The sequence below is a fragment of the Sphingomonas sp. AP28 genome (assembly GCF_056680455.1).
Genome location: NZ_CM155283.1, coordinates 150,833 through 177,529, shown reverse-complemented (window position 1 = coordinate 177,529; position 26,697 = coordinate 150,833). Strand labels below are relative to the sequence as shown.

The following is a 26,697-nucleotide window of genomic DNA, read 5'->3' as shown; positions in this document are numbered from 1 at the left end:
GTCGTCGCAGTGCTCAAGCTGTCCAACGAATTATTCTCGTTGGGCGGTCTGCACGGCACGCACTTGGAGCCGAGACGTCCCGTAGAGCGGTTACAAAGGAACAGCTCGGCAAATGGATGGCAGAGTTGTCAGCTAACGGCTTACCAGCCTAGATCGACCCGGGTGCGCGTCCCGCCCGGTTTTTCTGGACGTCCTTCGTAACCAGCGCGATCTCGTCACCGGCGTTCATGCATCTGGGCGGATTGCTGATCGTTTCGTCGCACCATTTATTTGGGGTAGGAACCCTGTCATTTCTTCTGCGTAATACTCTCGCTTGCCCGATGTCGGGGACTGAAAGGAAACGTATGAAGCTCGCCAAGATCCTCGCTGCCGCTGCGATGGCTGCCTCGCTCGGCCTCACGGCTGGTGCAGCGAATGCCCAGAACCACGGCGCCCGTGAAGTCCACAAGACGGTAGTTCATCGTACCATGGTCAAGAAGAGCGTACGTCACCGTCAAGTTTGCCGGATGGAATTCCGTAACCACCGCAAGGTGCGCGTCTGTCGTTAAGCGGCGGAAGAACCGGTGCCGGCCGTCGTCACCGGACACCAATTCAATAGGGGAGTTCGTTTAGTGAAAAAACTGATGATGCTGATTGCGATGGCTTTGATGTTCACCGGGATAGGTGCTTCGGTCAGCCCCACCGAAGCTACGGCACAATCTTACCGTTCCCACGGAGGATACAGCAGGGCACATCGGCCGCAAGTCCGTCGCGCTCAGCGCGCCCGTGCATATCGCTACAACCGCCGTGCAGCAGTTCATCGCGGCTATGCGCGCCGCAATGCATACCGCGGGAACCGTGGCTACCGGAGCCCGCGAAACTACCGAAGCCCGCGCTACTACCGGCATAACCGCCGCTGACCGAAGATCGTAGCGGCGCCCGCTTGTGCCGCTATGATTACTCAAGATAGAGCGACGGCATTTGGGATGCCATCGCTTCTATAACTCTCATCGCGCACGCCGCCTCATCGACGTCGCGAACAACCAGCGTCGATTGAGGAATGCCGTCCAGGACTAAAGGTGCGTTAACTGCGCGCGTGATCGACGCGGCGTTCCATCAAAGGCAGCGCCGATCGTGTCCCATGTGTATGCTGCGATCAGCCAGGTAGTTCCGGTGACGACCCCATGGTATCCTATCTCAATTAATAGGTTGCCGGCGTCAGCTTAAACCGATGTACGGTGTCAGGTGTAAACCGGTGATCGAACATCGATCCCAATCCTGCCTGTCTAGATAATCGCCCGTTCAACCGAGGTCGCCGGAAGCCTCGAACGAGCATCGCCTAACGTTCGCGACCGGCATCCTGGCGTCAGCTACCGCGTTGTAGTTCTACCCGCTCTGCCTTGCGAGCCTGGCAGGTGGCTAAGAACCCCGCCGCCATGAACCGAGCCATGCGCTCCTTCACCGCTTCGAAATCGTCCGAGCGGCACAACCCGTCCGACAATTTGTCGATCCGGCCGGTCCGCCCCAATGTAAGCATCAGACCGCCGGTGACGAAGTGATACCCCCAGAACAGATCCTGACGCGGGCAATCCGGAAGCGCGCGCTGCAGCAGGTCGATTAGTCGGAGCACGATCACGTCGAAATAGGTGTCCATCAGCTCGGCGCCCCATTCGGCGGTGTTGCTCATCTGCGCACCTAGCTGACCGTAGTTGCGCCAGCCCGCGTCACCATGGCCGTGCAGGTCGAGGTCAACATCGAGATAGGCATGCAGCGCGCCCTCGACGGTAATCGCATCACCCACCTCGCGCTCGTAGGTGTCAAGCGCGGCCATGCGCCGCTCGATCGTCACCGGCGCACGGCGCGCGATCACCGCGTCGAACAGCTCCTTCTTGTCCTTGAAATAATAGTGCAGCAGCGACTGGTGAACGCCGACCTTCTGCGCGACTTCCTTTAGCGTGACGCCGTAGAGGCCGCGATGCGAGAACAGTTCCTCGGCGGCGTCGTAGATCTGTTCCATCGTGGCGGCACGCTGATCCGCCTTGGTAGTGCGCGTGCGTGGCGGTTGTGCACCCAGTTCCGGCATGCGAGCTCCCAAATCTTTCAGTTCCGTGCCGCGTGCATGGCCTCAGCCATGCTCGGCGCGCAAGCGCATCTTGTCGATCTTGCCGGTCATCGCCAGCGGCATGGCGACGACGCGGACGATCACATCGGGCATCCACCAGCTTGCGATCCGGTCCTTTAGCGCGGCGAGCAGCGTCTCGTCGGTCGGTTCAGCACCCTGCCGGGGCTCGACCACCAATACCGGCCGCTCTCCCCATTTGGGATGCGCTCGGCCGACGACGGCGACCAGCGCGACCTCCGGCAGCGCGCCGATGATCGCTTCGATCTCGCCTGGGTTGATCCATTCGCCGCCCGACTTGATCAGGTCCTTGGCACGACCGGTAATGCTCAACCTACCGTCGGCGTCGATCGTCGCGAGATCGCCGGTGTCGAACCAGCCCGCCGCATCGAGCGCGGTTTCGGCGGCGCCAAAATAACGCTCCAGCACGCTTGCGCCACGCACGCGTAGCCGGCCCTCATGCCCGCGCTGTTCTGGCAGCGGTTTGCCCGCTTCATCGGTCAACAGCAAGTCGACGCCGATCGGTGGCTTGCCGGCTTGGGCTGAACTGCGGACAGAGGTGTCGGCTGGCATGATCGTGCCGAGCGGCGACAGTTCGGTCATCCCCCAACTCGTCTGCACCGTGACGCCGAGGCGGGTTTCGATGCGGTCCATCAGCGCCTGCGGCACCGACGAACCGCCGAGAATGACCCGCTGGAGCGACGGGAGATCACCACCCGACCGCTCGAGATGATCGATCAGCCCGAGCCACACGGTCGCGACCCCGACCGCGACAGTCACCTGTTCGTCGTCGATCAGGCGTGCAAGGCTTGCACCGTCCTGGTTGCGGCCAGGCAGCACCAACCGTGCGCCGGTCGCCGGTCCCGCAAAGGCAAGGCCCCAACCATTGGCATGAAACATCGGCACCGCAACCAGCACTGCGTCGGACGAACGAAGGCCGATCACGTCTGCTTGTAACAGGTGTAGCGTCTGCAGATAATTCGAACGATGCGTGTAGGTCACGCCCTTGGGCGCACCGGTGGTGCCCGAGGTGAAGCAGAGGCCCGCAGGCGCGGTCTCGTCAAACGCGCCCCAAGGCATCGGTGTGCCGTGCGTTTCAAGCAACTCGTCCAGTCGCCAGATGCGGACGCGATCGGATGTCGGCACCGGATGATCGGCGCCCGGATCACCCAGCAGTACGACGTGCGCGATCGTCGGGCAGGCGGCGATCAGCTCCTCGACCAGCGGTGCGAGGCCAGGACTGACCGCGAGTATACGATTCTGCGCCTGATGGATCATGCCAACGAGATGCGCTGGCGCTAGGCGCGGGTTCAGCGTGTGGCATACGACTCCGGTACCGACAGCACCGTACCAACATTCCATATGGGCCTGGCTGTTCCAGGCGAGCGTCGCGAGATTATCACCCTGCCGCAGGCCCAAAGCAGCAAACGCACCCGACAACCGATTGGCGCGCTCGCGCAACGTGGCATAGTCGACCCGTGTCGAATTTTCGTCGTCGCCGGTCACAACCTCTGCGCGACCATGCCATTTGGCGGCATGGTCGAGAAACTTGTCGAGCGTCAGAGCATAGGGCTGCATCAATCCAGGGGTCATGTCATTCCGTCAGGTTCAAGGTGCGTTCGCGCTTCAGCGCGCGGGCGAGCGCGAAATGCAGCGCAATGGCGAGGAAGTAGAATGGCACCAGCGTGTAGAAAGCGAACTGAAGCGAATGGCCGGGGTGACTTGCTTTGAACCAGTCGCTGGCCGCGCCCAACCAGGTCGGCCCAAGTCCAAGGCCGATCAGGTTCATGATCAGCAGCAGCACCGCGCCCGCGAGCGTTCGCTGCCGCGGTTTGACGGCGTTCTGGACGAGCGCAACGGCCGGCGTCAGATAGAAGTAGTTGAAGAAGGTCGGTCCAATCAGACAGGCCATCGCCAGCGGCCAAGTCGGCGCCCAGACGAAACCGATGAAGAACGGCACGGCTAGCAGCAGGGCATAGCCCGGCATTGTGCCGTAGATCTCCGGCTTGCTCGCTGCATGGCGGTCGATTAGCCGTGCGGACAAATAGATGCCCGCGCTAACCCCGATCGCCAGTACTAGCGCATACCAGATCGCGATCTGGTCAAGCGTCATACCTTTCTCACGCATTAGGAACAGGGTGGTGAAGCCGAGCGTCGCATAGGTCACGAATTGCGTTGCGCCGGCCGCCAGCGACACGAGCATCAAGGTCGGCCGCGTGAAGAAGAGCTTCAATGTCGATCCGAAGGTAGGCGCGTCGCCCTCCTGCACTACGGGCAGGGGGAGATCGGTGGCGCCGCGCTTCGGCTCCCGTACGAACGCCCATACGGCTGCCGCCGCGATCAGCCCGGCGGCTCCCAGCAGTATGAACGCTAACCGCCAGTCGTACGCCGCTGCGATCTTCGCTCCGAATGCGACGCCCAGTGCCTGGCCGAGCGGCGGCCCCAGGTTGAACAGCCCCAAGGCAAGCCCGCGACGATGTGGCGGGAAATAGTCCGAGATCACAGAATAGGACGGCGGTACCCCGCCCGCCTCGCCAATGCCGACGCTCATCCGCGCCGCTGCAAGCTGACCGTAATTGGCTGATAGCCCGCACGCGATGGTTGCCGCGCTCCACAATGCACACGCGATCGTTAAAACGCGCACGCGGTTGCCGCGATCCGCCAGCCAAGCAACCGGTACGCCAAGGATGCAGTAAAACAGCGCGAAATAGAGCCCTCCGAGGCGCCCGAGCTGTCCGTCGGTAACGTGCAGCTCGTCCTGGATCGGTTTGGCCAGGATCGACAGCAACTGCCGATCAAGGAAGTTCAGTACATAGACGAAACATAGCAGGCCAAGCACCACCCAGGCGTAGCGGCTCGGCCGGGCGGACATTTCGGCCTCGCTCGCCATCAGAACGACCGGCTGACGCGGAGGCCGTACTGGCGCGGGGCGCCAGCCAGGCGGCGCACGCCGTTGATCGCAGCAACGTAATGCTGGTCGCTGAGGTTGGTCGAGAAGCCTGCAATCGACCAATCGCCAGTCGCGAGCGTCAGCTGAGCGTTGACGATGTTCCGTGCCTCCAGCCGGTCACCCAGCAACGTATTCTGGAACAGCGTGCCGAAGGTCGACGCAATATGTGCATAGTCAGCGCGCGGGGTCAGCGTCGCCTTCTCACCAAGCGGAATGGCATATTGCACGCCAGTGCTCAGTGTAAATTTGGGCGCATAGGCCTGCTCGTTCCCCGTCAGGTTGATGCAGCGTGCTGTCGCGGGCCCGGTCGATGCGTTGCAGACGAGCGTGGCTCCGGTCCCGAGCCGCGGATCGATCGCGTAAAAGCGGCCGAGCTTCGAATTGGAGATCGAAGTAGCAAGGTCGACGCGGAGTGGTCCGAAGCTGCCCTGCGCTGACAGTTCTACGCCGTAGAGCTTTGTCTTGCCGGGTACGTTGAAGATCGACGAAATGCTCGGCGTCGTCGGATCGACGATGCTGATCTGATATTTTTTGTACTCACTGTAATAGCCGCCGAGTTGCGTGCGCAGATGGCCGTCCAGGAACGTGCCCTTGTAGCCGAGCTCGTAGTCGGTGACGTCCTCGGCATCGAACGCGCGCGGCGTGATGCCATTGACGTTGGGGCCGTTCAGGCCGCCTGCCTTCGCACCGGTCGCGACGAAGGCGTAGAGGAAGTGGTTCGGGTTCACAGTCCAGTTGAGAGCAACCTTGCCGTTCACCTTCTTGTCGACGGTCTTGTCGTTCTGAACGAGCGAAATGATCGGATTGGCGAGGAACGGCAACGTCGCCCGCGCAACCGCATCGTTCGCCGAGGTCGTACGCGACCAGCGCGCACCGGCCTGGATCTGGAGGCCATTTGTTATTTCGTAGCCCACCTGCCCGAACCCGGCGAGCGCGGTCTTGGGGTTCGTGCCCTCCAGCGTAGTATCGAACACCAGCGGACTGATCGAATTGGGCGTGTTGTCGACGACGTAGCCGCCGTTCGCCGGGATGGTGATGTTGTCGTGCTGGTAGAAGCCGCCGAGGACCCAGGTGAACGGGCCGGTATCTGGCGAGACGATATTGAATTCCTGGCTCCAGATTTCTTCAGTGATGTTGTCACGGAAGTTGATCGCCGGGTTCGCCGGCGTGCCCGTCGCCGCAGTGCCGTCGCCGTCATAGGAAACGTGCGTAGTGCCCCGCTGGAAGCCGCTGATCGAGCGCAGCACGACACCGCCATTGGTGGTGTAGCTCGCGTTCAGCACGACGCGGCCGAACTCGTCGCCGCCCGAGAGCGGCGCATTACTGGAAATCTTGAGCGGATCGCCGGTCTCGGTCGCGCGACCGGCAGGAATGCCGCCATAGTTGATGTTGTTGTAATCGCCCTTCAGCAGGATGCGGATCTGCGGGGTTGGCTGCCAGAGAATGCTCGCGCGCGCGCTGTAGTCGCGACGATCGCCCGCATTGCCGGTCCAGGGGCCGGACACGTCGTAGAAGCTGTCGCGGCGTTCCATGTTACCGGCAAAACGGATCGCCAGTTTTTCGCTGCTCGGGATGTTAAGCGCGCCCTGGAGTTTGACGTCATTATAGTTGCCATACTGGCCAAGCACATATCCGCCGACCGCATCGGTCGTCGGGTTTTGTTCGGTGATGAATACAGCGCCACCGGTCGCGTTTCCGCCTGCAAAAGTGCCCTGCGGCCCGCGCAGCACTTCGACGCTGGCAATGTCGTAATAGGGCTCGCTCTGGAAATAACCGGGCAGCGTCGCCACGCCGTCGCGATAGGTGATGACGCCAACGCCGATCGCACTCGACTGTTCGGTCTTGCCGATGCCGCGAATGTTGAAGGCATTACCCTGCCCTGCGGTGTTGACCGTCAGCGACGGAGTCGCGAACTGCAACTGTTCGACGCCGTTGACGCCCTTTCGCACCAGATCCTCGCCGGTAAGCACCGAGGCGGCAACGGGCGTGCGCTGCAGGCTGGTCGAGCGGCGCTCGGCGGTAACGACGATATCCTGGTCGGTCGACGCAGAATCGGCAGGGGCCGCTGCCGCAGCGGGGTCAGTGGTCTGACTGGAGTTCGCAGGCACATCCTGGGCGCGGGCAATGCCGGCAGTCATCAAGGCGCACACCGACGCCGACAGCAGAAATTTGCGCATTCTTGATCCTCTCTGAAGATCGCGCTCTGCGGCGCGTCGACACTTATCTGGCACCGGACACAGACTGCTGTCAACTTTCATTAATTCTCTAGTTAATGTCTTTTTGTTGCGATACGCTGCGTTGTGAACCGCGATAGCGCGGTCGCAAGGAGAGGATCATGCGCGCGATACCGTGTCGGTGGATGATGGTGTTCTTTGGCCCGGCCTTGCTGCCATTGGCGGCGTGCGATTCGCGACCGGACACGACGGACGAGCCCCGAACGATTCGTGTGGTGACCGTACCGACGATCGCGCTCACCCGTCCCGCACCTCGGCCCGATCTGGCCCCTGCTAAGCCGACACTGACCTTACCGATCGCTGCACTCCCACCGCAATCGCTCGCCGAGATGCGGCCGCGGAAGGCGTTCGTCGATCCGCCCCTACCCCCCGAACTTCGCGACGATGGCGGCCTACGCCCACTGCCGCAGCGGGCCCCGCAATAACAAAAGAGGAGAGGACCATGAAGATACGACAACTGTTCGCCCGGCTATGCGCCATGGCATTGTTGCTTGCCGGCCTGTTTGTGCTGGTGCCTGCCGCCAACGCGGCGCCGTGCGCGACCAATTGCCTGAAGCCCGGCGACTATTCGATCGTCATGCTGTCGGGCGGTTTGCCACGCACCTATCTGGTGCACGTGCCGGCCAGTTATCGCGGCGACCACGCGGTGCCGCTACTACTCGATCTGCACGGCTTCACCAGCTACGCCGCGGACGAACGCAAATATTCGGGACAGCTTGCGCAGTCCGACAAGCGCGGCTTCATCGCGGTGTGGCCCGACGGGATCGCCTTGAGCTGGAACGCCTATGGCTGCTGCGCGGTTGGCGACGCGGTACGTGCCGACGATGTGGGCTTCCTGCGCGGCGTCATCATCGCGCTGAAGGGCCGCGCCAATATCGATGCCGACCGGGTCTTTGTCACCGGGATCTCGAACGGCGGCGGCCTTGCGCAGCGGATGGCATGCGAGAGCGCCGACTTGGTCCGCGCGGTCGCCTCGGTGTCGTTCCCGCTCAACACCAATACGTGCCGGCCAGCCAAGCCTATCAGCGTGACCGAGATCGCCGCGACCGACGACAAGACGATCGGCTATTACGGCTCCACGCCCGCGATACCCGGCCTGCCCAACGATCTCGCCGGCGTGCCACTGGGTGTGCAAGGTGCGCGTGAAAGTCTAGCCGAATGGAAGCGGATCGACGGCTGCAGCGACGACCTCACGCGCCGCCAAATCAACGACGAGGTCCGATCGGAATCCTATCGCAGCTGCAACGGCGGCGTAAACGCCGAGCTCGTCACCGTGAGCGGGGGCAAGCACGTGCTCTACGGCGGCTATGTTGGGCTAGGCTATGACGGCAGCTATTTCCCGCCGATCGATGTCTCGGAATATATCTGGGAAAATGTCTTCAGACTTTAAAGCGTCGCGATCCTCCCCCAACCGGGGGAGGATCGGGTGAGACGTTGACTAATACATGAATTAAGATGTTAGTGCGGCGAAGACGGATCGCAGGCGAGCCTGACGAGACGCGTATCTATGGAGAAGGACACCCGATGATTCTGCGCCTCCTGCTTGCAATGGCCGCGCCCGTTGCGCTTGCCACGGTCCCATCCGCCCACGCGCAGAACGGCCCGGTGAAAATCGACTCGGGTGCGGTCGCCGGCACGACGGAAGGTTCGCTCACCGTCTTCAAGGGTATTCCCTATGCGGCGCCGCCCGTTGGCCCACTACGCTGGAAAGCCCCGCAACCCACACTATCCTGGACCGGCGTCCGCGACGCCCGCAGCTTCGGCGCTGCCTGTCCGCAGGGGGTCGAGCACAAGGAGCCCTGGGCACAGGTCGGGGCGATGAGCGAGGATTGCCTGTTTCTCAACGTCTGGCGCCCTACAAAGCCTGGCCGCTATCCAGTGATGGTGTTCCTGCACGGTGGCGGCTTCACCTATGGCGCTGCAGGCGTTCCGTTGTACGACGGCACGGCATTGGCGAAGCGCGGCGTGGTGATTGTGACGATCAACTATCGGCTTGGCCGGCTTGGCTTCTTCGCGCACCCCGCACTAACGAAAGAAGACCCGAGCGGCCAGCTCGGCAACTATGCGATCATGGACCAGATCGCCGCTCTGCAATGGGTCAAGCGCAACATTGCCAGCTTCGGCGGCGATCCCGCTAACGTCACGCTGTTCGGTGAATCTGCAGGCGCCGGATCGGTGCAGATCTTGATGGGGGCGCCGGTCGCGAAGGGGCTCTTCCACAAGGCGATCTCGGAATCGGGCGCGGGCAGCAGTCCGTTGTTTCCGATCCGCGGCGGCATGCTCAACGCCGAGCGGGTGGGTGAGATGTGGGCTGACAGCCTTGGCCTCCAGAACGCCACAGCCGAACAGCTCCGCGCCGTCCCGCTCGCCGATGTCGTAAAGAATGGCCGCGCCTTCCCCTTCATCGACGGCAAAGTCGTGGTGCAAAGCCCGGGCGAGCCCTTCTATCGTGGCGACGAGGCGAAAATTCCGTTGATCATCGGCGGCAATTCGAACGAATCGAGCCTGGGCGGGATGACCGAAGCAGCGGCCAAGGCGTTGCTCGGCGACGATTTCACGGCGCTTCGCGACGGCTATGTCGCGATGACCGGCAAGCCGCTGGCCGCAGCGACGACCGATCTCGCCGAGGATGTCGGCTTTGTGCTCCCCTCCTTCGCGCTTGCCGATCGCCATGCCGCGAATGGCCAAAAGGCGTTCGCCTATTATTTCGACCAGGTCTTCGTCGATCAGCGCGCGACCGCGACCGGCACCGACCATGGTGGCGAGCTCGAATATGTCTTCGGTACCAAGGCGGCTGAGCATGGCTGGGACGCGCAGGACGCCGCGGTTTCGAAGATGATGGGCGATTACTGGGTACGCTTCGCCAAAACCGGTGACCCCAATGGTCCTGGTGCGCCCAAATGGCCGGCGGTTACGACTGTGCCAACGCAGTATCTCGCGATCGGGGCGACGACGCAGACGTCGCGTCTGCAGCCGATCCAAGAACGTGCCAAGGCCGCTGCGATGGCAGATGCGCAGAAGAAATGGGCGGCGACACCAAAGCCGTGATGTCCGTCCGTCAACGATCGATAGACCTTCCCCCTCGGAGCGCACCGCGTAGCTCCCCTCCCTGAAAGGGGGGAGAGATACAGGGTCGAGCATCATATTGAAGGACAGTCCATGCCCCTGAACCCCAGCAGACGCGAGCTCGTCGCTGGCGCGGCCGGCCTGATCGTCGGCGGCTCTACTAGTGCCCACCCCCGCCGCCCTCGCGGCTTCCTTTGGGGCACCGCGATCTCGGCGCATCAAAGCGAGGGCAACAACGCCGCGTCGGATAGTTGGCTGCTCGAGACCATCACGCCGACCGCGTTTCAAGACCCGTCGGGAGACGCGTGCGACAGTTACGAGCGCTACGAAGAAGACCTCGACATCGCGGCGGGCCTTGGCCTCAACTGCTATCGGTTCGGGATCGAATGGGCGCGAATCGAGCCTGCGGAAGGCATGTTCTCCGAAGCCGCACTCGACCATTATGTCCGCGTTCTGCAGGCGTGCCACGCACGCAAGTTGCTGCCAATCGTCACCTACAACCACTTCACCGTACCCTTGTGGTTCGCGATGCGGGGCGGGTTCGAGGTGGCGGACGGCGCCGACCTGTTTGCTCGCTTTTGCGGCCGAGCCACTCAGAAGCTCGGGCCGCTGATCGGCATGGCGTCGACCTTCAACGAGGCGAACATCGTGCTGTTGCGTAAAGTCCTGCCGCGCTTCGCAAGCGACGCGGCGGCGGCGAATGCGCGCGCGATGATCGCGGCTGCAGCGCGGCGCACCGGCTCGCCTGCTTTCTCGTCGATGCTGTTCGGCGATCCGGACAAGATCAGTGCCGTCATGCTCGACGGGCATGCCAAGGCCTATGCGGCGATCAAGGCGGGTCCGGGTGATTTCCCCGTCGGCGTGACGCTGTCGATGCAGGAGATCCAAGGCGTCGGCCCGGGCAACCGCGCTGCCCAGGCCGAGCAGACGATGTATGGTGGCTGGATCGAGGCCGCGCGGGCGTCTGATTTCGTTGGCGTCCAAACCTATTCGCGCCTGCACATCGACGCGCACGGACTGATGAAGTCCGAGCCCGGCGTGCCGCTGACCGACATGGGCTATGAGAATTACCCGCACGCGATCGGCGCGACGCTGCGCTACGCACACGCGCATACCGACAAGCCAATCTACCTCACCGAGACCGGCATCGCCGCGACCGACGACCGCCTCCGCGCGCAATTCATCGACGCGACGGTGGCCGAGGTCGCCAAATGCATCGCTGAGGGAATCGACGTGAAGGGCTATCTCTACTGGTCGCTGCTAGACAATTTCGAATGGACCTCGGGCTACGCCAAGCAGTTCGGGCTGGTCGCGGTCGATCGCAAGACGTTCAAGCGGACGGTAAAGCCGAGTGCCCGGGTGCTGGCGGCGCATGCCAGGGCGAACCGGCTGTGACCGCGCCGCGAAGCTGGATAAGACGGGGCCTCGGATGCTTCGGGCTGGTCGTCGTCGTCCTGCTGGGGGCGTTCACTGCAATCGGCGGGTGGGCTACGCTTGCAAGCCTGCGCGGTCCGGCCAAACCCTACGACGCGCGAACCCTGCCGTCCGCTCCCGACTACGCAAAAGCAAGCGCCTGGCTGGCCCTGCCCGGCCACAACGGGCTCGAACGATCCACCCCGCCGGGGTTAACACCGGTCGACGAACGCCCCGCGCCTGCGGACGTTTTCTTCGTCCACCCGACAACCTTCAAGGGCAGTCCGGTGTGGATCGCGCCGTTCGACGCCTTGGACACCGCCGCGCCGCTCAACCCGCCAGTGCTCCTCGATCAGGTCAGCGTCTTCAACGGCTGTTGTCGGCTCTATGCGCCGCGGTACCGCCAGGCCACATTGGCAGCGCTCAAGGTGAACGCGGCGATGGACGTCGCCTATGGCGATATTGCCCGTGCCTTCAGATATTATATCGCGCACCAGAACCACGGCCACCCGTTCATTATCGCTTCGCACAGCCAGGGGACGGCGCATGCGATCCGGCTGCTTCAGGAAGAAATCCTCAGAACGCCACTCAAACGGCGCCTCGTCGCAGCGTATCTCATCGGCGGCTATGTGCCCGATACGTTCGGCGAACTCGGCCTACCGATCTGCAGCACTGCGCGGCAGATCGGGTGCGTGGTGTCATACAATACCAGTGAGACAGGCCGCAGCGGCGCGCGGATGATCACCGACAACCGCGCCTATTGGTGGCGGGGTCGCCACGTCACTGACGGCCAGTCGCACGCCCTTTGCGTCAATCCGCTGACCTGGCGACCCGCGGGTGCGGCACCGGCGACCGCAAATGCCGGCAGCCTCCCCTTCCCCGTCGCGCCGTTCGGGCGGGTCGCCCAGCAGTTACCTGCGCTCGTACCGCATCTCACTGGCGCAGTGTGTCGCGGTGGTCTGCTCACCGTGCACGTGCCTTGGTCCGCGCCGTCCGGGTTCATCGACAAGCTGAGCCTTGCATTCGGAAGCTACCACCTCAACGACTATGGGATCTTCTACGACGCGCTGCGCCGCAACGCCGTTGACCGGGTGGCTGCATGGCAGGCACGCCACCAAGCGATAGCGATGGCTTATCGTAAGTCCGAAAGCGTGACCGCGTCCCCCATCACCCGGTAGCCCGCATCATTTGGATGCAGCCAGTCACCCGATTGCAGATCAGCGCGCATGCGGCTTGGGCGGGCAGGGTCGCGGAGTGCCTTGTCGAAATCGATGGTGCCATCGAACGCGCCAGAGGTCAGTATCCAGCGATTGACGGCCTGTCGGACGGCTTCGCCCTGTGGGCTATAATAATTGGCCCCCTCGTACGGCAGCATCGTCCCACCGAGGATTTTGATACCCCTGCTATGTGCACGGGCGATTATTTGACGGTATCCTCCGATCAGAGCATCCACACCAGCTGGGGTGTCGAGTCCTCGGCCGATATCGTTGATGCCCTCCAACAAAATGACGGCACTCACGCCCTGAACCGAAAGTACGTCACGATCGAACCGTGCGATCGCGCTCTGTCCGAACAGCGCAATAGCTCCATCGGCGAGAACGCGGTTGCCACCGATGCCGGCATTCGCGACCCCGAAGTGTTGAAATCGGGGGGCTGAGGAGAGCCGTTCACCCAAGCGGTCGGGCCAACGATGATCCGTATCGACGCTGGACAGAAAGCCGTCGGTGATCGAGTCACCAAACGTGACAACCACTGGTCTCTTCGATGTCGCTCGGACATCGACTTCTGAAAGGAAAGCGCGTGCTGTAAAGGTAGCTACCGGAGTGAATGGAGTATCCGTAAAATCGCCGGTCGGCGACACCCTCGCCGTTGCGCCTCCCACCGCGTGGCATGTGCACAGCCCGGTATCCTCGGGAAGATAGAGGCTAATCTGCAATTGGGCTCGTGGTGGTACAGGCAAATCGATCGCATCTGTGACCCACGGTGCGCCTATCGGAATCTGCGTACCTGAACGACCATCGAACAGCACCGCACGTTGTGTGCCGACTATCACCCGTCCGCCAGCATCGACGAGAGCAACGCGCGCTGCGCCGATCCGCAGCGGCTTCGTCCCGTACTCATTAGTAAGGCGAAGACGAACACCGTTTCCACCGCTACTCAGACGAACAAGCTGAACGATGGTTTGGTCCTTGAACGTACGCGCCATGGCATCCGCTGGCAGACCAGGACTTGATGCGAGCGGCGGTACTGGTGAGGCAGCCCAGCTAGCTGACCAAACTCCCCGAGGAAGGGCGGTCGCGGGTCCTGAAAATAGCAACGCAAGAGCTAACACAACCGACCATTGCGCGCATTTCATGCGACTATTATCTGCTTCAAAATCGCGGTCACGATCGTACGCCCCCATCCTAGTTACCGAAGATCATATCGACGGATCCGGCTCAAGGGGAAGTGATTCTTGATACAGGGATCACTGCACGTCGTAGAAATGTTACCGGCCTCTTAGGCCGGATATGGGCTACAATCGCAAGCTAATATAAGAAAGCAAATCAGCTAAGCGGGAGTTATTCCCGGACGCTTAACGCACGGGCACCGCTACCTAAAAGCAGACGGACATTTATCTAGCCTCGTGACCGTCACTCCGTCAAAACAATTCAGGAATCAATCTACCAATTGACGGTTTTTTCATCTGCACCACATGATGGTGTCTGCCGAAGCCGAACGATGGCAAAGAACGAGCACACGAGCGAAAAGGCCGGCAAGGCCGCCTCGAAGGTCCTGAAGGACGGACGAACCGGGAAGGACTCAAAGACAGCCGCTGGATCGGCGTTATCTCGGCGCCCCGACACGAAGAAGACGTAATCGACGGGGCCGCTGGGTACCGACCCCATCCATCAGCACATCTGACCCATACGTAGGCGTTCGACTGCACTTCCCCCGCATTCCAACTTCTGCCGTTCGTTCGCCTTTGCGATGTGGTTGCTTTCACGTGGCGCCAGGTAATGGGTGGTTCAACTCAACTTGTGCGGCTTGTTTCGCCCTCCCAACGCGGGTCGTGCTGGCAAGCGGCAGCACGACCCGCGTCGTGCTGGCAAGCGGCAGCACGACCCGCGTCGCAAGCACCGTTCGGTGCTTGGTGGGTCTACCCTCCTCGATGGGCTCAGCGGTTGATCATGCGCTGCTGCGAGACAGAATAGCGCTCGCCTTGGAGCGCAATGCCGTCGAGAGCCTGCCCGATGCGTGTGAGATCCTCGCCAGTCAGCGTCGTGTCGACGGCACCAAGATTCTCTTCGAGCCGGTGAAGCTTGGTGGTGCCGGGAATGGGGACGATCCAGGGCCGTTGCGCCAGCAACCACGCCAAGGCGACCTGCGCCGGTGTCACACCCTTCTCCGCAGCGATCGATCCGACGAGCGTGACCAGCGCCTGGTTTGCCTTCAGCGCGTCGGCTTGGAAGCGCGGCACGGTGCTACGGAAATCGTCCGGGCCGAAGACGGTATTCTGATCGAAGCGCCCCGTCAGGAACCCCTTGCCGAGCGGCGAGAACGGCACGAAGCCGATCCCCAGTTCCTCCAGCAGCGGCAGGATTTCGGCCTCCGGCTCGCGCCAGAACATCGAATACTCGCTTTGCAACGCTGCAACGGGTTGGACCGCATGGGCGCTGCGGATCGACGTCGCGCCCGCCTCGGACAAGCCGAAATGCTTCACCTTGCCGGCCTGGATCAGTTCCTTCACCGTGCCGGCCACGTCCTCCATTGGCACGGTCGGATCGACGCGGTGCTGATAGAACAGGTCGATGCGATCGGTCCCGAGCCGGGCAAGCGCTTCGTCGGCAACCTGTCGGATACGCTCGGGCCGACTGTCCAAGCCTTCGCTCGGAACGCCGTTCTTGAAGCCGAATTTGGTTGCGATCACCACGTCGTCGCGGATCGGCGCCAAGGCCTCACCCACGACTTCCTCGTTGAGTCCGGGTCCATAGGCTTCAGCCGTGTCGAAGAACGTCACGCCGCGCTCATGCGCCGCGCGGATCAGCGCGATCGCCTCGGTGCGGTCGGTTGCCGGGCCATAGCCGAAGCTTAGCCCCATGCAGCCAAGCCCGAGAGCCGATACTTCGAGGCCATTCCGGCCCAATACGCGCTTCTGCATGGTTCGCTCCTGTCTCGTCATTACGGTTCGCGAAGGGATCCGCCGTCATAGCCTAGATAAGCGCTGCGCGTTGTTCTGATTAGACAGCAAGAACGGCATGAGCCTATGACCGGACGTCATGAAACCTTTTCAATGTGGGCGGCATAATGGGGCGTGAGGATCTTGGCGGTCTGGCGATGTTCCTCGCGGTCGCGGAGGAGAAGAGCTTCACCCGTGCCGCGGCTCGGCTTGGCGTGTCGCAATCCGCGCTCAGCCACTCGATGCGTCGTCTGGAGGCGAAACTCGGATTGCGACTGCTGACCCGCACGACCCGGAGCGTGTCGCCGACGATCGCTGGGGAGCGGCTGTTGGCGACGTTGGGTCCAGCGCTGGACGACATTGACGACATGTTGTCCTCGCTTACCGAATTGCGCGAACGGCCGGCCGGGACGATCCGTATCACGACGTCGAAGCACGCGGCGCGAACGATCCTTTGGCCCGTTGTCGAGCGGCTGACAGGCGAAAATTCAGACATCGTGGTCGAACTTAGCGTCGACAGCGGTCTTACCGACATCGTTGCCGACCGGTTCGATGCCGGTGTGCGTCTTGGCGAGAGGCTCGAGAAGGACATGATCGCGGTGCGGATCGGTCCGCAGCTCCGGATGGCCGCAGTAGGCTCCCCCGCCTACTTCGCCAAGCATGGCACACCGATGACGCCCAACGATCTTGCGCATCATTCCTGTATCAACCTCCGCTTCACGACGTCAGGCGGCCTGTATGTGTGGGAGTTCGAAAAGGCGGGACGTGAGTTGAAAGTGAAAGTTGAGGGCCAGCTAGTTCTAAACGACGTCGATCTTACAGTGGATGCGGCAGTCGCCGGTCGCGGTATCGCGTTCATGATCGAGGATCATGCTACCGACCATATCGCGAATGGGCATCTAGTTAGGATCTTGGAAGATTGGTGCGAGCCCTTCGATGGGCACTATCTCTACTATCCCAGCCGTCGCCAACCGTCCCCCGCGTTCAGTCTGCTTTTAGAAGCGCTGCGGCTTCGAAAGTAGCAGTGCTTCGAAGACAAATAGTGGGACCAGATACGGACGTTCACGCTCCTTCCCTAGCTCCTCAACTTCAGACGCTGGTTCAACTTCGCGATGTGACCAATTTGAAACCCGGCTTCGCGCACGCGAATGTCGCCATGGAAGGACAATGGACTTTCAATTCGGAGCCTGAACTAGCCGGATTAGCGAGCCGTCCGGGTCTATCAGTGCGCCAACGACGCCACCCCACGGCTCCCTTTTCGGCCGATGAACGCGCGGCCAGCCCTTCGTAAGTTCGGGCACACCTGCATATAATAGAATTTCAAAGAAAGCGCCAACGTCGTCCATTCTGAAACAGCAGCTAAACGAACTCTGTGCCGGATCAAGATCGGGGAACGGGAAAAATTCCAGAATGAGATCACCCCGTTTAAGGATCATCCAGCCAGCGTCTTTCCAAGTTTGCTCAAATCCAAACTGCTCATAGAAACGGGCTGTGATTTCGAACTGCCTAGCAGGAAGGTTGGGCGTAGCTAAGTCGGGCATCTCAACGGCTCCCATCATGATCCGACTGCGGTAGATCAACTTCCCCGCTTGTCTGCAAGGCGCGAAGACAGCCAGCAGTGCGGGTCCAGCGAGACCCACAAGCAGACGTTCAGGCCCCTTCCCTCACTTCCCAACTTCGGACGCTGGTTCATCTTTGCGAATGACCGATTTTGACGCCCGGCTATCCGCTCGCGAATGTCGTGATGGGGAGGATTGCGGACAGTCACGTATCGCCAAAATGTAGTTCAATGAGCCTCGTTATAAGATCGTCGTCGAGATTGATTATCGCTTCCGTGACCCCATGATGGCCCTTCGCAACGGATAGTCCGGATAGCCGTCAGCGATAAGGGTCTTCCAATCCCGACAAGATCATGTCCGCGTAAGTACGGCCGATATCTGCCGCGCTGACATCGCTCGTATCGGGCCGGAACCAGCGGTGAGTCCAGCCGATCACACCGAATATGCCATTGGCCACGATCCGTGATGGGCCCACGTTGCGTAGGCTCTTGTCGGCATAACCCTGCTCGATGATCGCAATCATGCTCTGCGTCGTCAGGCGATTGATCTCACGCATGTCGTTCGACCACGCCGAGCGAGAGTCGCTGACATGACCCAGATTCTCGCGGATGTAGATATAGAAGAGCGGGTAGTGGTCGCCATACGACGTCATCAGCGTCGTGATCAGGTCGCGAAGCTTGCGGCGGGGCGAGAGATCGCTTGTTTCGATCTGCTTGGCGATCGCGCAATTGCGCTCGACTACGGTGCGAACCACCTCGTCGAACAGCGCCTCTTTCGAGGAGACATAATAATAGAGCGAGGCACGGTCGACGCCCATCTCCTCAGCGACCGCAGCAATGCTTGCCCGTTCGAACCCCAGGCGATTGAAGACGCGCACCGCGGCTTCCGCGATTTCCTTGCGCTTGGTCTGGTAGGAGGCACTCGAATCGGTACGCGCCGCAGAGCGCCGGCGACCGATGCCGCTCTGTACCTCGGGCTTGCCCTGATCATCTTCGTCCATCGTCGCTCCATGAACCAGCCTGGGCGGTAGATCAAACACCGCCGCCTCAGGATCAACACAAGCGTTGACATCGCGCCGGTGAGAGGTGATCCTTCTGATATGAGCGCTTCTACCGAACTGGATCCCACTTTCGTATCCCTGCTCGCCGATCCAAGGGTAACGTTGCGCCCCCCGCCCCCAAGCCTCTCGATGAAGGATTATCGGCAAAGGCTCGACCGGCCGATGGCGGCGGTCGCAGGGCCCGCAATCTGGTCGGTTCGGTCCGACGAGACCGAGGCCATCCGACGCCGCATCTATCGCCCCACTGCGCAAACACACGGAACGATCCTGTTCTTCCACGGCGGTGGCTTCGTTGTTGGATCGCTCGACACCCACGACGCACTGTGTCGCTCACTGGCTGCGGCAAGCGGTGCATCGGTGGTCGCTGTCGAGTATCGACTCGCCCCCGAAGCCCCCTTCCCTGCCGCACGCGATGATTGCCGTTCCGCCCTGCAACAAGTGGCGGGCATCAGTCGAGGCGATAACGGGAAGCTGGCAGTATGCGGCGACAGCGCGGGGGGCTATCTTGCTGCCATGACCGCATTGCATGCGGCACGCCAAGGTATCGGCATAGACGCGCTTGGCCTTTTCTATCCCGTGGTCGCCCCGGCGTGCGAGACTGAGTCCTGGCGAACACTGGGGGCCGATCACATGCTGACGCGCGATTGGATGCGTTGGGCCTGGGCGTCCTATCTGGGCGATGCTGGTTCGTTGGCGGCCGATGTCGACCTGCTGCGCGCAGATCTCGCCAGCTTGCCGCCGACCCACATCATCACAGCGGCCTTCGACCCCTTGCGTGACGAAGGCGAGGCGCTTGGCGCGGCGATTCGTACGAGCGGCGGGGTGGTGACGATGACGCGCTACGAAGGGATGATCCACGGCTTTGCAAGTCTGCCGATGCTAACGCCGATGGCCGACCGCGCGATAACCGAGATGGGTCGCAAACTTTTCGTCAACAACAGTGTTGACTGAGGAAGAGGCTGTGCGCATATTCCTGTTCTGACCTGTGCCATGCCGCTCCGTCGCGGCGCGACACCAATGAAGATAGAGCCGATGGCCGACAGAATTGGACAGGATGCCCCCCTCTGGCTTGCAGAGGCCATCGCGCAGGCGAACATTCCGACGCTAGCCTGCGTGCTGGTGCAGTTGACCGGGGACCGGGAATGGATCGAGGGCCGGTTCGTGCCGACCCGTACGCGTGGGCTGGACGATAACGACGATGGCGGGCTGCCTGGCGCGCTACAGGACGAGATTCGAGCCGCAGCGACGACGGCGTTCGCGGCGTGGTTCGAGGGACGCCCTCCTGCCCTCGCCAATCCGGATGATGCGTTGCTGGTCGAGATGATGAGCGTGTCGTTGGGTGAGACTATCCCCGCGAGCTACGCAGCGATGATCAGGCATGAGCTTCAACTAACCGAGGGACAGCCTGCAATCGACGGCGCTCAGGATATCGCGCCGCCTCCGGGGTTTCGCGCGCTGATCATCGGCGCCGGCATTTCGGGAATGTGCGCCGCGGTACAATTCGCTGCGGCTGGTATCCCTTACACCATCCTCGAGCGGCGACCCGACCTCGGAGGCGTCTGGTTCGAGAACCGCTATCCGGGCGCAGCTTGCGACGTGCCGAGCCACCTCTATTCCTTCTCCTATGCGCCCTATGAATGGTCGCGTTATTTCGCGGGAAGTCGTGAGATCCACGCGTATCTGCAGGATGTCGCCGACCGCTTCGACATCCGCCGCCATATCCGCTTTGGTCTTGAAGTGACCGAGGCGCGCTGGGATGCAGACGCGGGCGAGTGGCAAGCCGACGTGATCGATGCCGATGGCAATTCGGAAACGCTGACCGCGAGCATGATCCTCAGTGGCGTGGGCGCGTTCAACAAGCCGCGATTGCCCGACATTCCCGGAATGGACCGGTTCGAAGGGCCGAGCGTGCATACCGCACGCTACCCTGAGGACGGGATCGAGCTCGCCGGCAAGAAGGTCGTGCTGGTCGGCAACGGCGCGAGCGCAATGCAAGTCGGGCCGGCAATCGTCGACAGTGTCGTGTCGTTGACGGTGGTAAACCGTACGCCTCAATGGGTCGCGCCGTTCCCGAAGTTCAAGCAGGCGATCCCAGAAGCGTTGCAACATCTGATGCAGACGATGCCGCTGTACCGGCTCTGGTACCGATTGCGACTGAGCTGGGCGTTCAACGACAAACAGTATGAGGCGTTACGGCAAGATCCTGACTGGGACGGCCAAGGCAAATCGATCAACGCGATCAACGACTCCCACCGTCGCGGGCTGACCGCTTATATGACGGCACAACTGGGCGAGCGGCAGGACCTACTGCCCGACATGATCCCGTCTTACCCCCCGTTCGGCAAGCGCATGCTGCTCGACAATGGCTGGTACCGGATGCTCGCCCAACCGCATGTCGAGTACGTCAACGGTGCAGTGACCGAGGTCCTGCCGCACGCCATCGTGACCAGCGACGGGACGACACATGAGGCGGATGCGATCATCTGGGCGACAGGGTTCGACGTGGTCAACCTGCTGGCACCGATGCGCGTCGTCGGCTTGGACGGACGCGACCTGCATGGCGACTGGGATGGCGACGATGCGCGCGCGTATCTCGGGACAACGGTGCCGGGCTACCCGAACTTCTTCTGCCTGTACGGACCGAACACGCAATACGGGCATGGCGGAAGCCTGATCTCGGTGCTCGAACGGCAGATGCACTACGTCATGTCCTTGCTCCGCCAGATGTTCGCAAAGGGGATCGCGACGATCGATGTGCGGCAGGATATCCACGACGCGTACAACGCAAAGGTCGACGAGACGCATGCCGGGCTCGTCTGGACCTATCCCGGCGTCGATGGCTATGTCCGCAATTCAAAGGGGCGGATCGTCGTCAACAACCCGTTCCGCATCCTCGACATGTGGCGGATGACCGATTCCGCAGACCTAGACGACTACCACGTGACCCTTAAACGGGTGTCGGCATGAGCGTGGTGGTCGAACGCCGCGCCGCGGTGCTGGTGATGACGATCGATCGGCCGGCGCAGCGCAACGCGGTCAACCGCGCCGTTTCGCTGGCTCTGGCCGAGGCGCTCGACGTGCTGGATGCGGATCCGACGTTACGCGTTGGAATCGTCACCGGCATGGGCGGAAATTTCTGTTCGGGAATGGACCTGAAGGCGTTCGTCGACGGCGAACGACCGGAACTCGAAGGTCGCGGGTTTGCCGGCGTCACCGAAAAACCGCCCGCAAAACCATTGATCGCTGCCGTCGAAGGCTACGCGCTGGCGGGAGGGTGCGAGTTGGCGCTCGCGTGCGACCTGATCGTCGCAGGCGACACCGCGATGTTCGGGTTGCCAGAGGTCTCGCGTGGGCTGGTCGCGGGATCGGGCGGGCTGGTGCGGCTACGCGAGCGCATCCCGCCAGCGATCGCGCTCGAATATGCGCTGACCGGCGCGCGAATGGACGCCGCCACTGCGCACCGCTGGGGCTTGGTTAACCGGCTCGCGCTGCCCGGTAGTGCGCTGGAAGCCGCTCTGGCGCTGGCGAACGAGATTGCCGCGAACGCACCGCTGTCGGTGATGGCGAGCAAGCGGATCATGGCCGCGTCGCCCGACTGGCCGCTTGATCGACGGTGGGACCTGCAACGCGACATGGTCGAGACCGTGCTCGCTTCCGCCGATGCACAAGAGGGCGCGCGGGCTTTTGCGGACAAACGCGCGCCGGTCTGGCTCGGCGAATGACCCACAATCGCAAATCCGCTGCAACGGAAGAGAGGATGTGACGTGACGGACGATATCGCAGTGATCGGCGGCGGCACGATGGGCGTGGGTATCGCCTATGTTGCAGCGTTGGCCGGACGAAGGGTCCACGTCGTCGAACCAGACGCGACGCGCGCTGCGATTATGGCGCGAACGGTCGAGACCACGCTGGCGGGGGCAGTGTCGCGTGGCAAGCTGGACGCCGATGCAGCCGAAGCTACCGCCGCCCGCGTCGTTCGCGTCGAGACGATGAAGGCGATTCCCGAAGGACTGGCGCTGATCGTCGAATCCGTACCCGAGCGGCTGGATCTCAAGCGTGACGTCCTCTCCAGCGCGTCCGCCAAGTCCCCCCAGTTACTCGCCACCAACACCAGCGCGATGTCGATCGACGTGCTGGCCGAAAGCGTACGGGATCCGTCGACGTTCCTCGGGCTGCATTTCTTCAATCCGGTCTGGTCGATCAAGCTTCTCGAGATCGTGCAGGGCGCCGCCACCTCTTCGGACGCGCTCGCGCAAGCCCGTACATTCGGCAAGGCGATCGGCAAAGAGACGATCACGGTGCGCGACGTACCGGGGTTCGCGACCAGCCGGCTCGACTTCGCGGCGTCTCTGGAAGCGATACGGATGCTCGAGGACGGCGTCGCCAGCGCGGACGATATCGATCGCGCCGCAGTGCTCGCCTATCGCCACCCGGTCGGCCCGTTGCGGCTGAGCGATATCGTCGGCCTCGACGTTCGGCTGGAGGTCGCACGCGCGCTGGAGGCAGCGCACGGGCCACGCTTCGCACCGCCAGCTATGCTTGCGAAAATGGTCGCCGAGGGCCGGCTCGGCGCAAAATCTGGGCGCGGTTTCTTCGACTGGCCCGCCTGACATTCCATAAGATCCACAAGGAACGCACCGCATGTCCGCTCAACCAATGTTCTTCTCCCCCCTAGTCGACACCGCCGATCACCACCGCGAACTGCGCGAAAGCGTCGCCAAGCTGGTCGGCAAGTTCGGCCGCAAATATTATCAGCAATGCGTCAAGAGCGGCGAAGAACCGGTCGAACTCTGGCGTGCGCTGGGCGAGGCCGGGTTTCTCGGCGTGCACATCTCGGAAGAGCATGGCGGCAGCGGCGGCGGGATCGGCGACTATAACGTCGTGATCGAGGAGTGTGCTGCGCAGGGATGCCCCTTGCTTTCGCTGGTCATCAATTCGATCACAGCGCCGATCATCGCTGCGCATGGTTCGCCCGAGATGAAGGCCGAATGGCTGCCGGGCATCGCCAACGGTACCAAGAAGATCTGCTTCGCGATCACCGAGCCGGATGCGGGCTCCAACACGCACAAGGTGAAGACTGGTATCGTGTCCAACGGCGACGGGTTCGTGCTCAACGGCTCTAAATACTGGACGTCGGGAATCGACGTGTCGGACGCGGTGATGATCGTCGCCCGCGATCCGGAGATGGAGACGGGCGACGGGCGCTCAGCACTGTCGCTGTTCCTGCTGCCGACCAGCGCACCGGGGCTCAGCTACCAGCCGATCGATGCCGCGGTGATGACGCCCGAGAAGCAGTTTACGACCTTTTACGACGACATCCAGCTCGACGCATCGATGCTGATCGGCACGCGCGGTGCAGGCCTGAAACAGGTGTTCGTCGGACTGAACCCTGAGCGGGTAGCAGCAGCGGCGATCAACAACGGCATTTCGCGGTTTGCGCTCGACAAGGCGGCGCAGTACGCGCGCGATCGCAGTGTGTGGAAGACACCGATCGGCCAGCACCAGGGCGTCGCGCACCCCCTCGCCGAGGCGTATATCAACGTCCAGGCGGCGCGCCTGCTCAATGCGCGCGCGGCTCAGCTGTACGATCAGGGCGAGGATGCTGCCGAAGCCGCGAACATGGCAAAGTTCGCCGGCGCCGAGGCGTCGCTGAAGGCACTCGACCAGGCGATCCAGACGCATGGCGGCAATGGGCTGAGCTACGAGTACGGGCTTGCCGACCTGTGGTTCATTGCCCGGTTGCACAAGACCGCGCCCGTCAGTCGCGAGATGATCCTGAACCACGTTGCGCAACACAGCCTTGGCCTGCCGAAAAGCTATTGAGGGGCGAACGATGCAACCGACCCTGCTGACGCTGATGCAGCATTTCGCGACCGAGACACCGGACGCGAAGTGCCTCGCGTTTGACGACGAGCTGCTGACGTTCGCGGATATCGATCGACGCAGTACGCAGCTGGCCAACGTGCTGCGCGAGCGCGGCGTGGGTGCGGGGGACCGGGTGGCGCTGCTGTCGCATGCGGCGTGCGTGTTCTACGAGCTTGCCTACGCATGCGCGAAGATCGGCGCGATCATGATGCCGTTGAACTGGCGACTGGCGGCGGGCGAGATCGCGGCGATCATTGCGGATGGCGAACCACAGCTGGTGCTGGTGCAGGATGTACTGGCCGATCGCCTTACCGGCGTAGCGGTCGAGACGATCGATCTGACGGCGCTCGATGCGTTGCGCGACGCAGCGTCCGATGTGCCACCGAAGATTAGGGTCGATCCCGATGCGGCTACCCTTCTCCTCTATACGTCGGGGACCACGGGGGTGCCGAAAGGCGTACTGATCAGCCAGACCAACCTGTCTTATGTCGAGCGGATGGCACGCGAGGTATGGGCGTTCACCGCTGACAGCGTCAATCTGGTGGCGATGCCGCTCTTCCATATCGGCGGGATCGGCTACGGCATGATGGCGCTCAGTCAGGGCGGGCATACCGTGCTGCTCGAAAAGCTCGACCCGGCCAGTGTGGCGGCGACGATCGACCGGCACGGGGTGACGCACACATTCTTCGTCCCGACCGTGGTGCAAAGGCTGGTCGACCATGTCGACACAGGCGGCATCGCGCCGCAGGGACTGCAACGCATTCTCTACGGTGCGGCCCCGATCGGCGAACCGTTGCTGCGCCGCGCGATCGCGCTGTTCGGCTGCGAGTTCAGCCATGCCTATGGCGCGACCGAGACCGCCGGGACCGTCATAAGCCTGCCGCCGCACGAGCATGATCCCGATGGCCCGACGCCCGAGCGGTTGCGATCGTGCGGCCGGCCCTTGCCGTGGGTCGAGTTGCAACTGGTTGATCCGGACACCGAGGTGCGCGTCGCACCCGGCGAGGTCGGCGAGGTCCGGATCCGGTCGGGGATGGTGATGATCGGCTATTGGCGGAAGCCCGCCGAGACGGCTGCGGCGGTCACGCCCGATGGCTGGCTCAGGACCGGCGATGCCGCCTATTGCGACGGCGAAGGGTTCGTCTTCATCCACGATCGCTACAAGGACATGATCGTGTCAGGTGGAGAGAACGTTTATCCGACCGAGATCGAGAACGTCCTTGGCGCGCACCCGGATGTCGGCCAGGTCGCTGTGATCGGCGTGCCGCACGCAAAATGGGGCGAGACCCCGAGGGCGTACGTGGTGCCGCGGATCGGTGCAGACCCGGACGAGGCGGCAATGATCGCCTACACGCGCGAGCATCTGGCGCATTACAAATGCCCAACCTCGGTTCGCTTCGTCGGTGCACTGCCGCAGAACGCGTCCGGGAAAATACTGAAAAAGGATCTGCGCACGCTCGACCGCGCGCGGTCGGAAATTGTGGCATGACGTTGTCCCCCCAGGCACGCGCACTACGCGGGTTCGCAGTCGATTTTTTGACCTCGCACGATCCGCAAGCTGTCGAATGGGTGATGGACCCGGCCTATAAGCTGTCGATCGGTGGACACGTGTTCGACGGGCGCGACGACCAGTATCTTCCCGCAACCGCGGCACAACTCGATCAGTTTCCGGGACTGACGGTAACGGTCCACGACACGATCCTCGGCGTCGACGGTGTGGCGATGCGCTTTACCGAGCACGGCGCATCGGTGCGCGACGACGGTCGCGTCGCAGCATGGCGCGGGATCACGGTATTCCGTCTAGCTGGCGAGCGGTTGTCGCATGGCTGGGCGGAGGAGGATTACTTCGCCCGCAAGCGTCAGTTGAAGAGCGGCCTGCCCGACGCGGTTGCCGCCCCTGCCCTCGCGCCGTGGGATCAGCCGGTACTGCCGCCCGATCCCGCAACCGAGGCGATTGTGCGCGATTGGTTGCCTGGAATGTTAAGGGCTGCCGCAGTCGAGCCCGTGCTAGTCGACGGACCGGACTTTGCCGCGTTGGTCGAGATCGATACGCTGACGATCTCCCACATGTTCACCGCCGGCCCCCGCGCGGCCGCGCATGTCGAAAGCCACGGACGCTATGCGGGCGGGTTCGTCGACATCGACCGGGCATTGGTCGGAGAACCGGTCACCCTCAGACTGGCGGCGATTATCGACGTGGCCGACGGCACGGTTTCACGCGCGCAGGTATCCGGCGACCGGCTCGGGCTCCATCGTCATCTGCTCGCCCTGCAACGCGAGCGGAAAGGGTAAC

At 62.6% G+C, this 26,697-nt stretch carries 22 protein-coding genes; 13 read left to right on the top strand and 9 right to left on the bottom strand.

What is annotated here, in order from left to right; translation table 11 throughout:
* Window positions 1–344: 344 nt before the first annotated feature.
* The gene (locus AC1MH0_RS00795) at window positions 345–548 is read left to right on the top strand and encodes a hypothetical protein (protein WP_480964259.1); all 204 of its coding nucleotides are present in this window, start codon (window positions 345–347) and stop codon (window positions 546–548) included.
* Window positions 549–1,345: 797 nt separating this feature from the next.
* On the opposite strand, the gene AC1MH0_RS00790 is transcribed toward AC1MH0_RS00795, so the two are convergent.
* The 5 genes from AC1MH0_RS00790 to AC1MH0_RS00770 all read right to left on the bottom strand — a co-directional run bounded on the left by AC1MH0_RS00790 (window position 1,346) and on the right by AC1MH0_RS00770 (window position 7,523).
* Window positions 1,346–2,062: a TetR/AcrR family transcriptional regulator gene (locus tag AC1MH0_RS00790; protein WP_480964258.1), complete on the bottom strand. Its 717-nt coding sequence runs from the start codon at window positions 2,060–2,062 to the stop codon at window positions 1,346–1,348.
* A gap of 42 nt (window positions 2,063–2,104) precedes the next feature.
* Entirely contained in the window at window positions 2,105–3,676 is a 1,572-nt protein-coding gene (locus AC1MH0_RS00785; RefSeq protein WP_480964257.1) for an AMP-binding protein, read from the bottom strand.
* Window positions 3,677–3,692: 16 nt separating this feature from the next.
* Window positions 3,693–4,988 carry a spinster family MFS transporter gene (locus AC1MH0_RS00780; RefSeq protein WP_480964256.1) on the bottom strand — a complete coding sequence of 432 codons (1,296 nt, stop codon included), beginning with the start codon at window positions 4,986–4,988 and terminating at the stop codon, window positions 3,693–3,695.
* Window positions 4,988–7,225: a TonB-dependent receptor gene (locus AC1MH0_RS00775; protein WP_480964255.1), complete on the bottom strand. Its 2,238-nt coding sequence runs from the start codon at window positions 7,223–7,225 to the stop codon at window positions 4,988–4,990. The genes AC1MH0_RS00780 and AC1MH0_RS00775 overlap by 1 nt, the downstream gene beginning before the upstream one ends.
* Window positions 7,226–7,313: 88 nt before the next feature.
* Window positions 7,314–7,523 carry a hypothetical protein gene (locus tag AC1MH0_RS00770; RefSeq protein ID WP_480964254.1) on the bottom strand — a complete coding sequence of 70 codons (210 nt, stop codon included), beginning with the start codon at window positions 7,521–7,523 and terminating at the stop codon, window positions 7,314–7,316.
* Between the two features lie 201 nt (window positions 7,524–7,724).
* On the opposite strand from AC1MH0_RS00770, the gene AC1MH0_RS00765 reads away from it, so the two are divergent.
* The 4 genes from AC1MH0_RS00765 to AC1MH0_RS00750 all read left to right on the top strand — a co-directional run bounded on the left by AC1MH0_RS00765 (window position 7,725) and on the right by AC1MH0_RS00750 (window position 12,939).
* Window positions 7,725–8,672, top strand: a complete 948-nt coding sequence (locus AC1MH0_RS00765; RefSeq protein ID WP_480964253.1) for a CE1 family esterase — start codon at window positions 7,725–7,727, stop codon at window positions 8,670–8,672.
* A 134-nt stretch (window positions 8,673–8,806) separates the two neighbouring features.
* The gene (locus AC1MH0_RS00760) at window positions 8,807–10,330 is read left to right on the top strand and encodes a carboxylesterase/lipase family protein (RefSeq protein ID WP_480964252.1); all 1,524 of its coding nucleotides are present in this window, start codon (window positions 8,807–8,809) and stop codon (window positions 10,328–10,330) included.
* Window positions 10,331–10,441: 111 nt separating this feature from the next.
* Window positions 10,442–11,743, top strand: a complete 1,302-nt coding sequence (locus tag AC1MH0_RS00755) for a glycoside hydrolase family 1 protein (RefSeq protein ID WP_480964251.1) — start codon at window positions 10,442–10,444, stop codon at window positions 11,741–11,743.
* On the top strand, window positions 11,740–12,939 hold the full coding sequence (locus tag AC1MH0_RS00750; RefSeq protein ID WP_480964250.1) for a DUF3089 domain-containing protein: 1,200 nt from the start codon (window positions 11,740–11,742) through the stop codon (window positions 12,937–12,939). The genes AC1MH0_RS00755 and AC1MH0_RS00750 overlap by 4 nt, the downstream gene beginning before the upstream one ends.
* Here AC1MH0_RS00750 and AC1MH0_RS00745 read toward each other — a convergent pair.
* Window positions 12,894–13,967, bottom strand: coding sequence for an SGNH/GDSL hydrolase family protein (locus AC1MH0_RS00745; RefSeq protein WP_480964249.1), 1,074 nt, complete (start codon window positions 13,965–13,967; stop codon window positions 12,894–12,896). The two genes, AC1MH0_RS00750 and AC1MH0_RS00745, sit on opposite strands and share 46 nt — an antisense overlap.
* Window positions 13,968–14,918: 951 nt before the next feature.
* On the bottom strand, window positions 14,919–15,902 hold the full coding sequence (locus tag AC1MH0_RS00740; protein ID WP_480964248.1) for an aldo/keto reductase: 984 nt from the start codon (window positions 15,900–15,902) through the stop codon (window positions 14,919–14,921).
* A gap of 146 nt (window positions 15,903–16,048) precedes the next feature.
* Here AC1MH0_RS00740 and AC1MH0_RS00735 point away from each other — a divergent pair, with 146 nt between their 5' ends.
* On the top strand, window positions 16,049–16,942 hold the full coding sequence (locus AC1MH0_RS00735) for a LysR family transcriptional regulator (RefSeq protein ID WP_480965795.1): 894 nt from the start codon (window positions 16,049–16,051) through the stop codon (window positions 16,940–16,942).
* 153 nt (window positions 16,943–17,095) lie between these two features.
* On the opposite strand, the gene AC1MH0_RS00730 is transcribed toward AC1MH0_RS00735, so the two are convergent.
* Window positions 17,096–17,461 carry a bleomycin resistance protein gene (locus AC1MH0_RS00730; RefSeq protein WP_480964247.1) on the bottom strand — a complete coding sequence of 122 codons (366 nt, stop codon included), beginning with the start codon at window positions 17,459–17,461 and terminating at the stop codon, window positions 17,096–17,098.
* Between the two features lie 337 nt (window positions 17,462–17,798).
* Window positions 17,799–18,518: a TetR/AcrR family transcriptional regulator gene (locus AC1MH0_RS00725; RefSeq protein ID WP_480964246.1), complete on the bottom strand. Its 720-nt coding sequence runs from the start codon at window positions 18,516–18,518 to the stop codon at window positions 17,799–17,801.
* Between the two features lie 183 nt (window positions 18,519–18,701).
* Between AC1MH0_RS00725 and AC1MH0_RS00720 the strand changes: the two genes are divergently transcribed.
* From AC1MH0_RS00720 to AC1MH0_RS00690, 7 genes are all read left to right on the top strand, one after another.
* Window positions 18,702–19,490, top strand: coding sequence for an alpha/beta hydrolase (locus tag AC1MH0_RS00720; protein ID WP_480964245.1), 789 nt, complete (start codon window positions 18,702–18,704; stop codon window positions 19,488–19,490).
* 81 nt (window positions 19,491–19,571) lie between these two features.
* The gene (locus AC1MH0_RS00715) at window positions 19,572–21,506 is read left to right on the top strand and encodes a flavin-containing monooxygenase (RefSeq protein WP_480964244.1); all 1,935 of its coding nucleotides are present in this window, start codon (window positions 19,572–19,574) and stop codon (window positions 21,504–21,506) included.
* Window positions 21,503–22,261 (top strand): crotonase/enoyl-CoA hydratase family protein, encoded by a 759-nt coding sequence (locus AC1MH0_RS00710; RefSeq protein WP_056413781.1) that lies wholly within the window; start codon window positions 21,503–21,505, stop codon window positions 22,259–22,261. Before AC1MH0_RS00715 ends, AC1MH0_RS00710 begins: the two co-directional genes overlap by 4 nt.
* Before the next feature lie 42 nt (window positions 22,262–22,303).
* A complete protein-coding gene (locus tag AC1MH0_RS00705; protein ID WP_480964243.1) occupies window positions 22,304–23,149 on the top strand; it encodes a 3-hydroxyacyl-CoA dehydrogenase family protein in 846 nt (281 codons plus the stop codon).
* Between the two features lie 31 nt (window positions 23,150–23,180).
* On the top strand, window positions 23,181–24,362 hold the full coding sequence (locus AC1MH0_RS00700; protein ID WP_082445142.1) for an acyl-CoA dehydrogenase family protein: 1,182 nt from the start codon (window positions 23,181–23,183) through the stop codon (window positions 24,360–24,362).
* A gap of 10 nt (window positions 24,363–24,372) precedes the next feature.
* Entirely contained in the window at window positions 24,373–25,893 is a 1,521-nt protein-coding gene (locus AC1MH0_RS00695) for an AMP-binding protein (protein ID WP_480964242.1), read from the top strand.
* Complete coding sequence (locus AC1MH0_RS00690) at window positions 25,890–26,696, top strand: ester cyclase (protein ID WP_480964241.1); 807 nt, start codon at window positions 25,890–25,892, stop codon at window positions 26,694–26,696. The genes AC1MH0_RS00695 and AC1MH0_RS00690 overlap by 4 nt, the downstream gene beginning before the upstream one ends.
* Window position 26,697 lies beyond the last annotated feature (1 nt).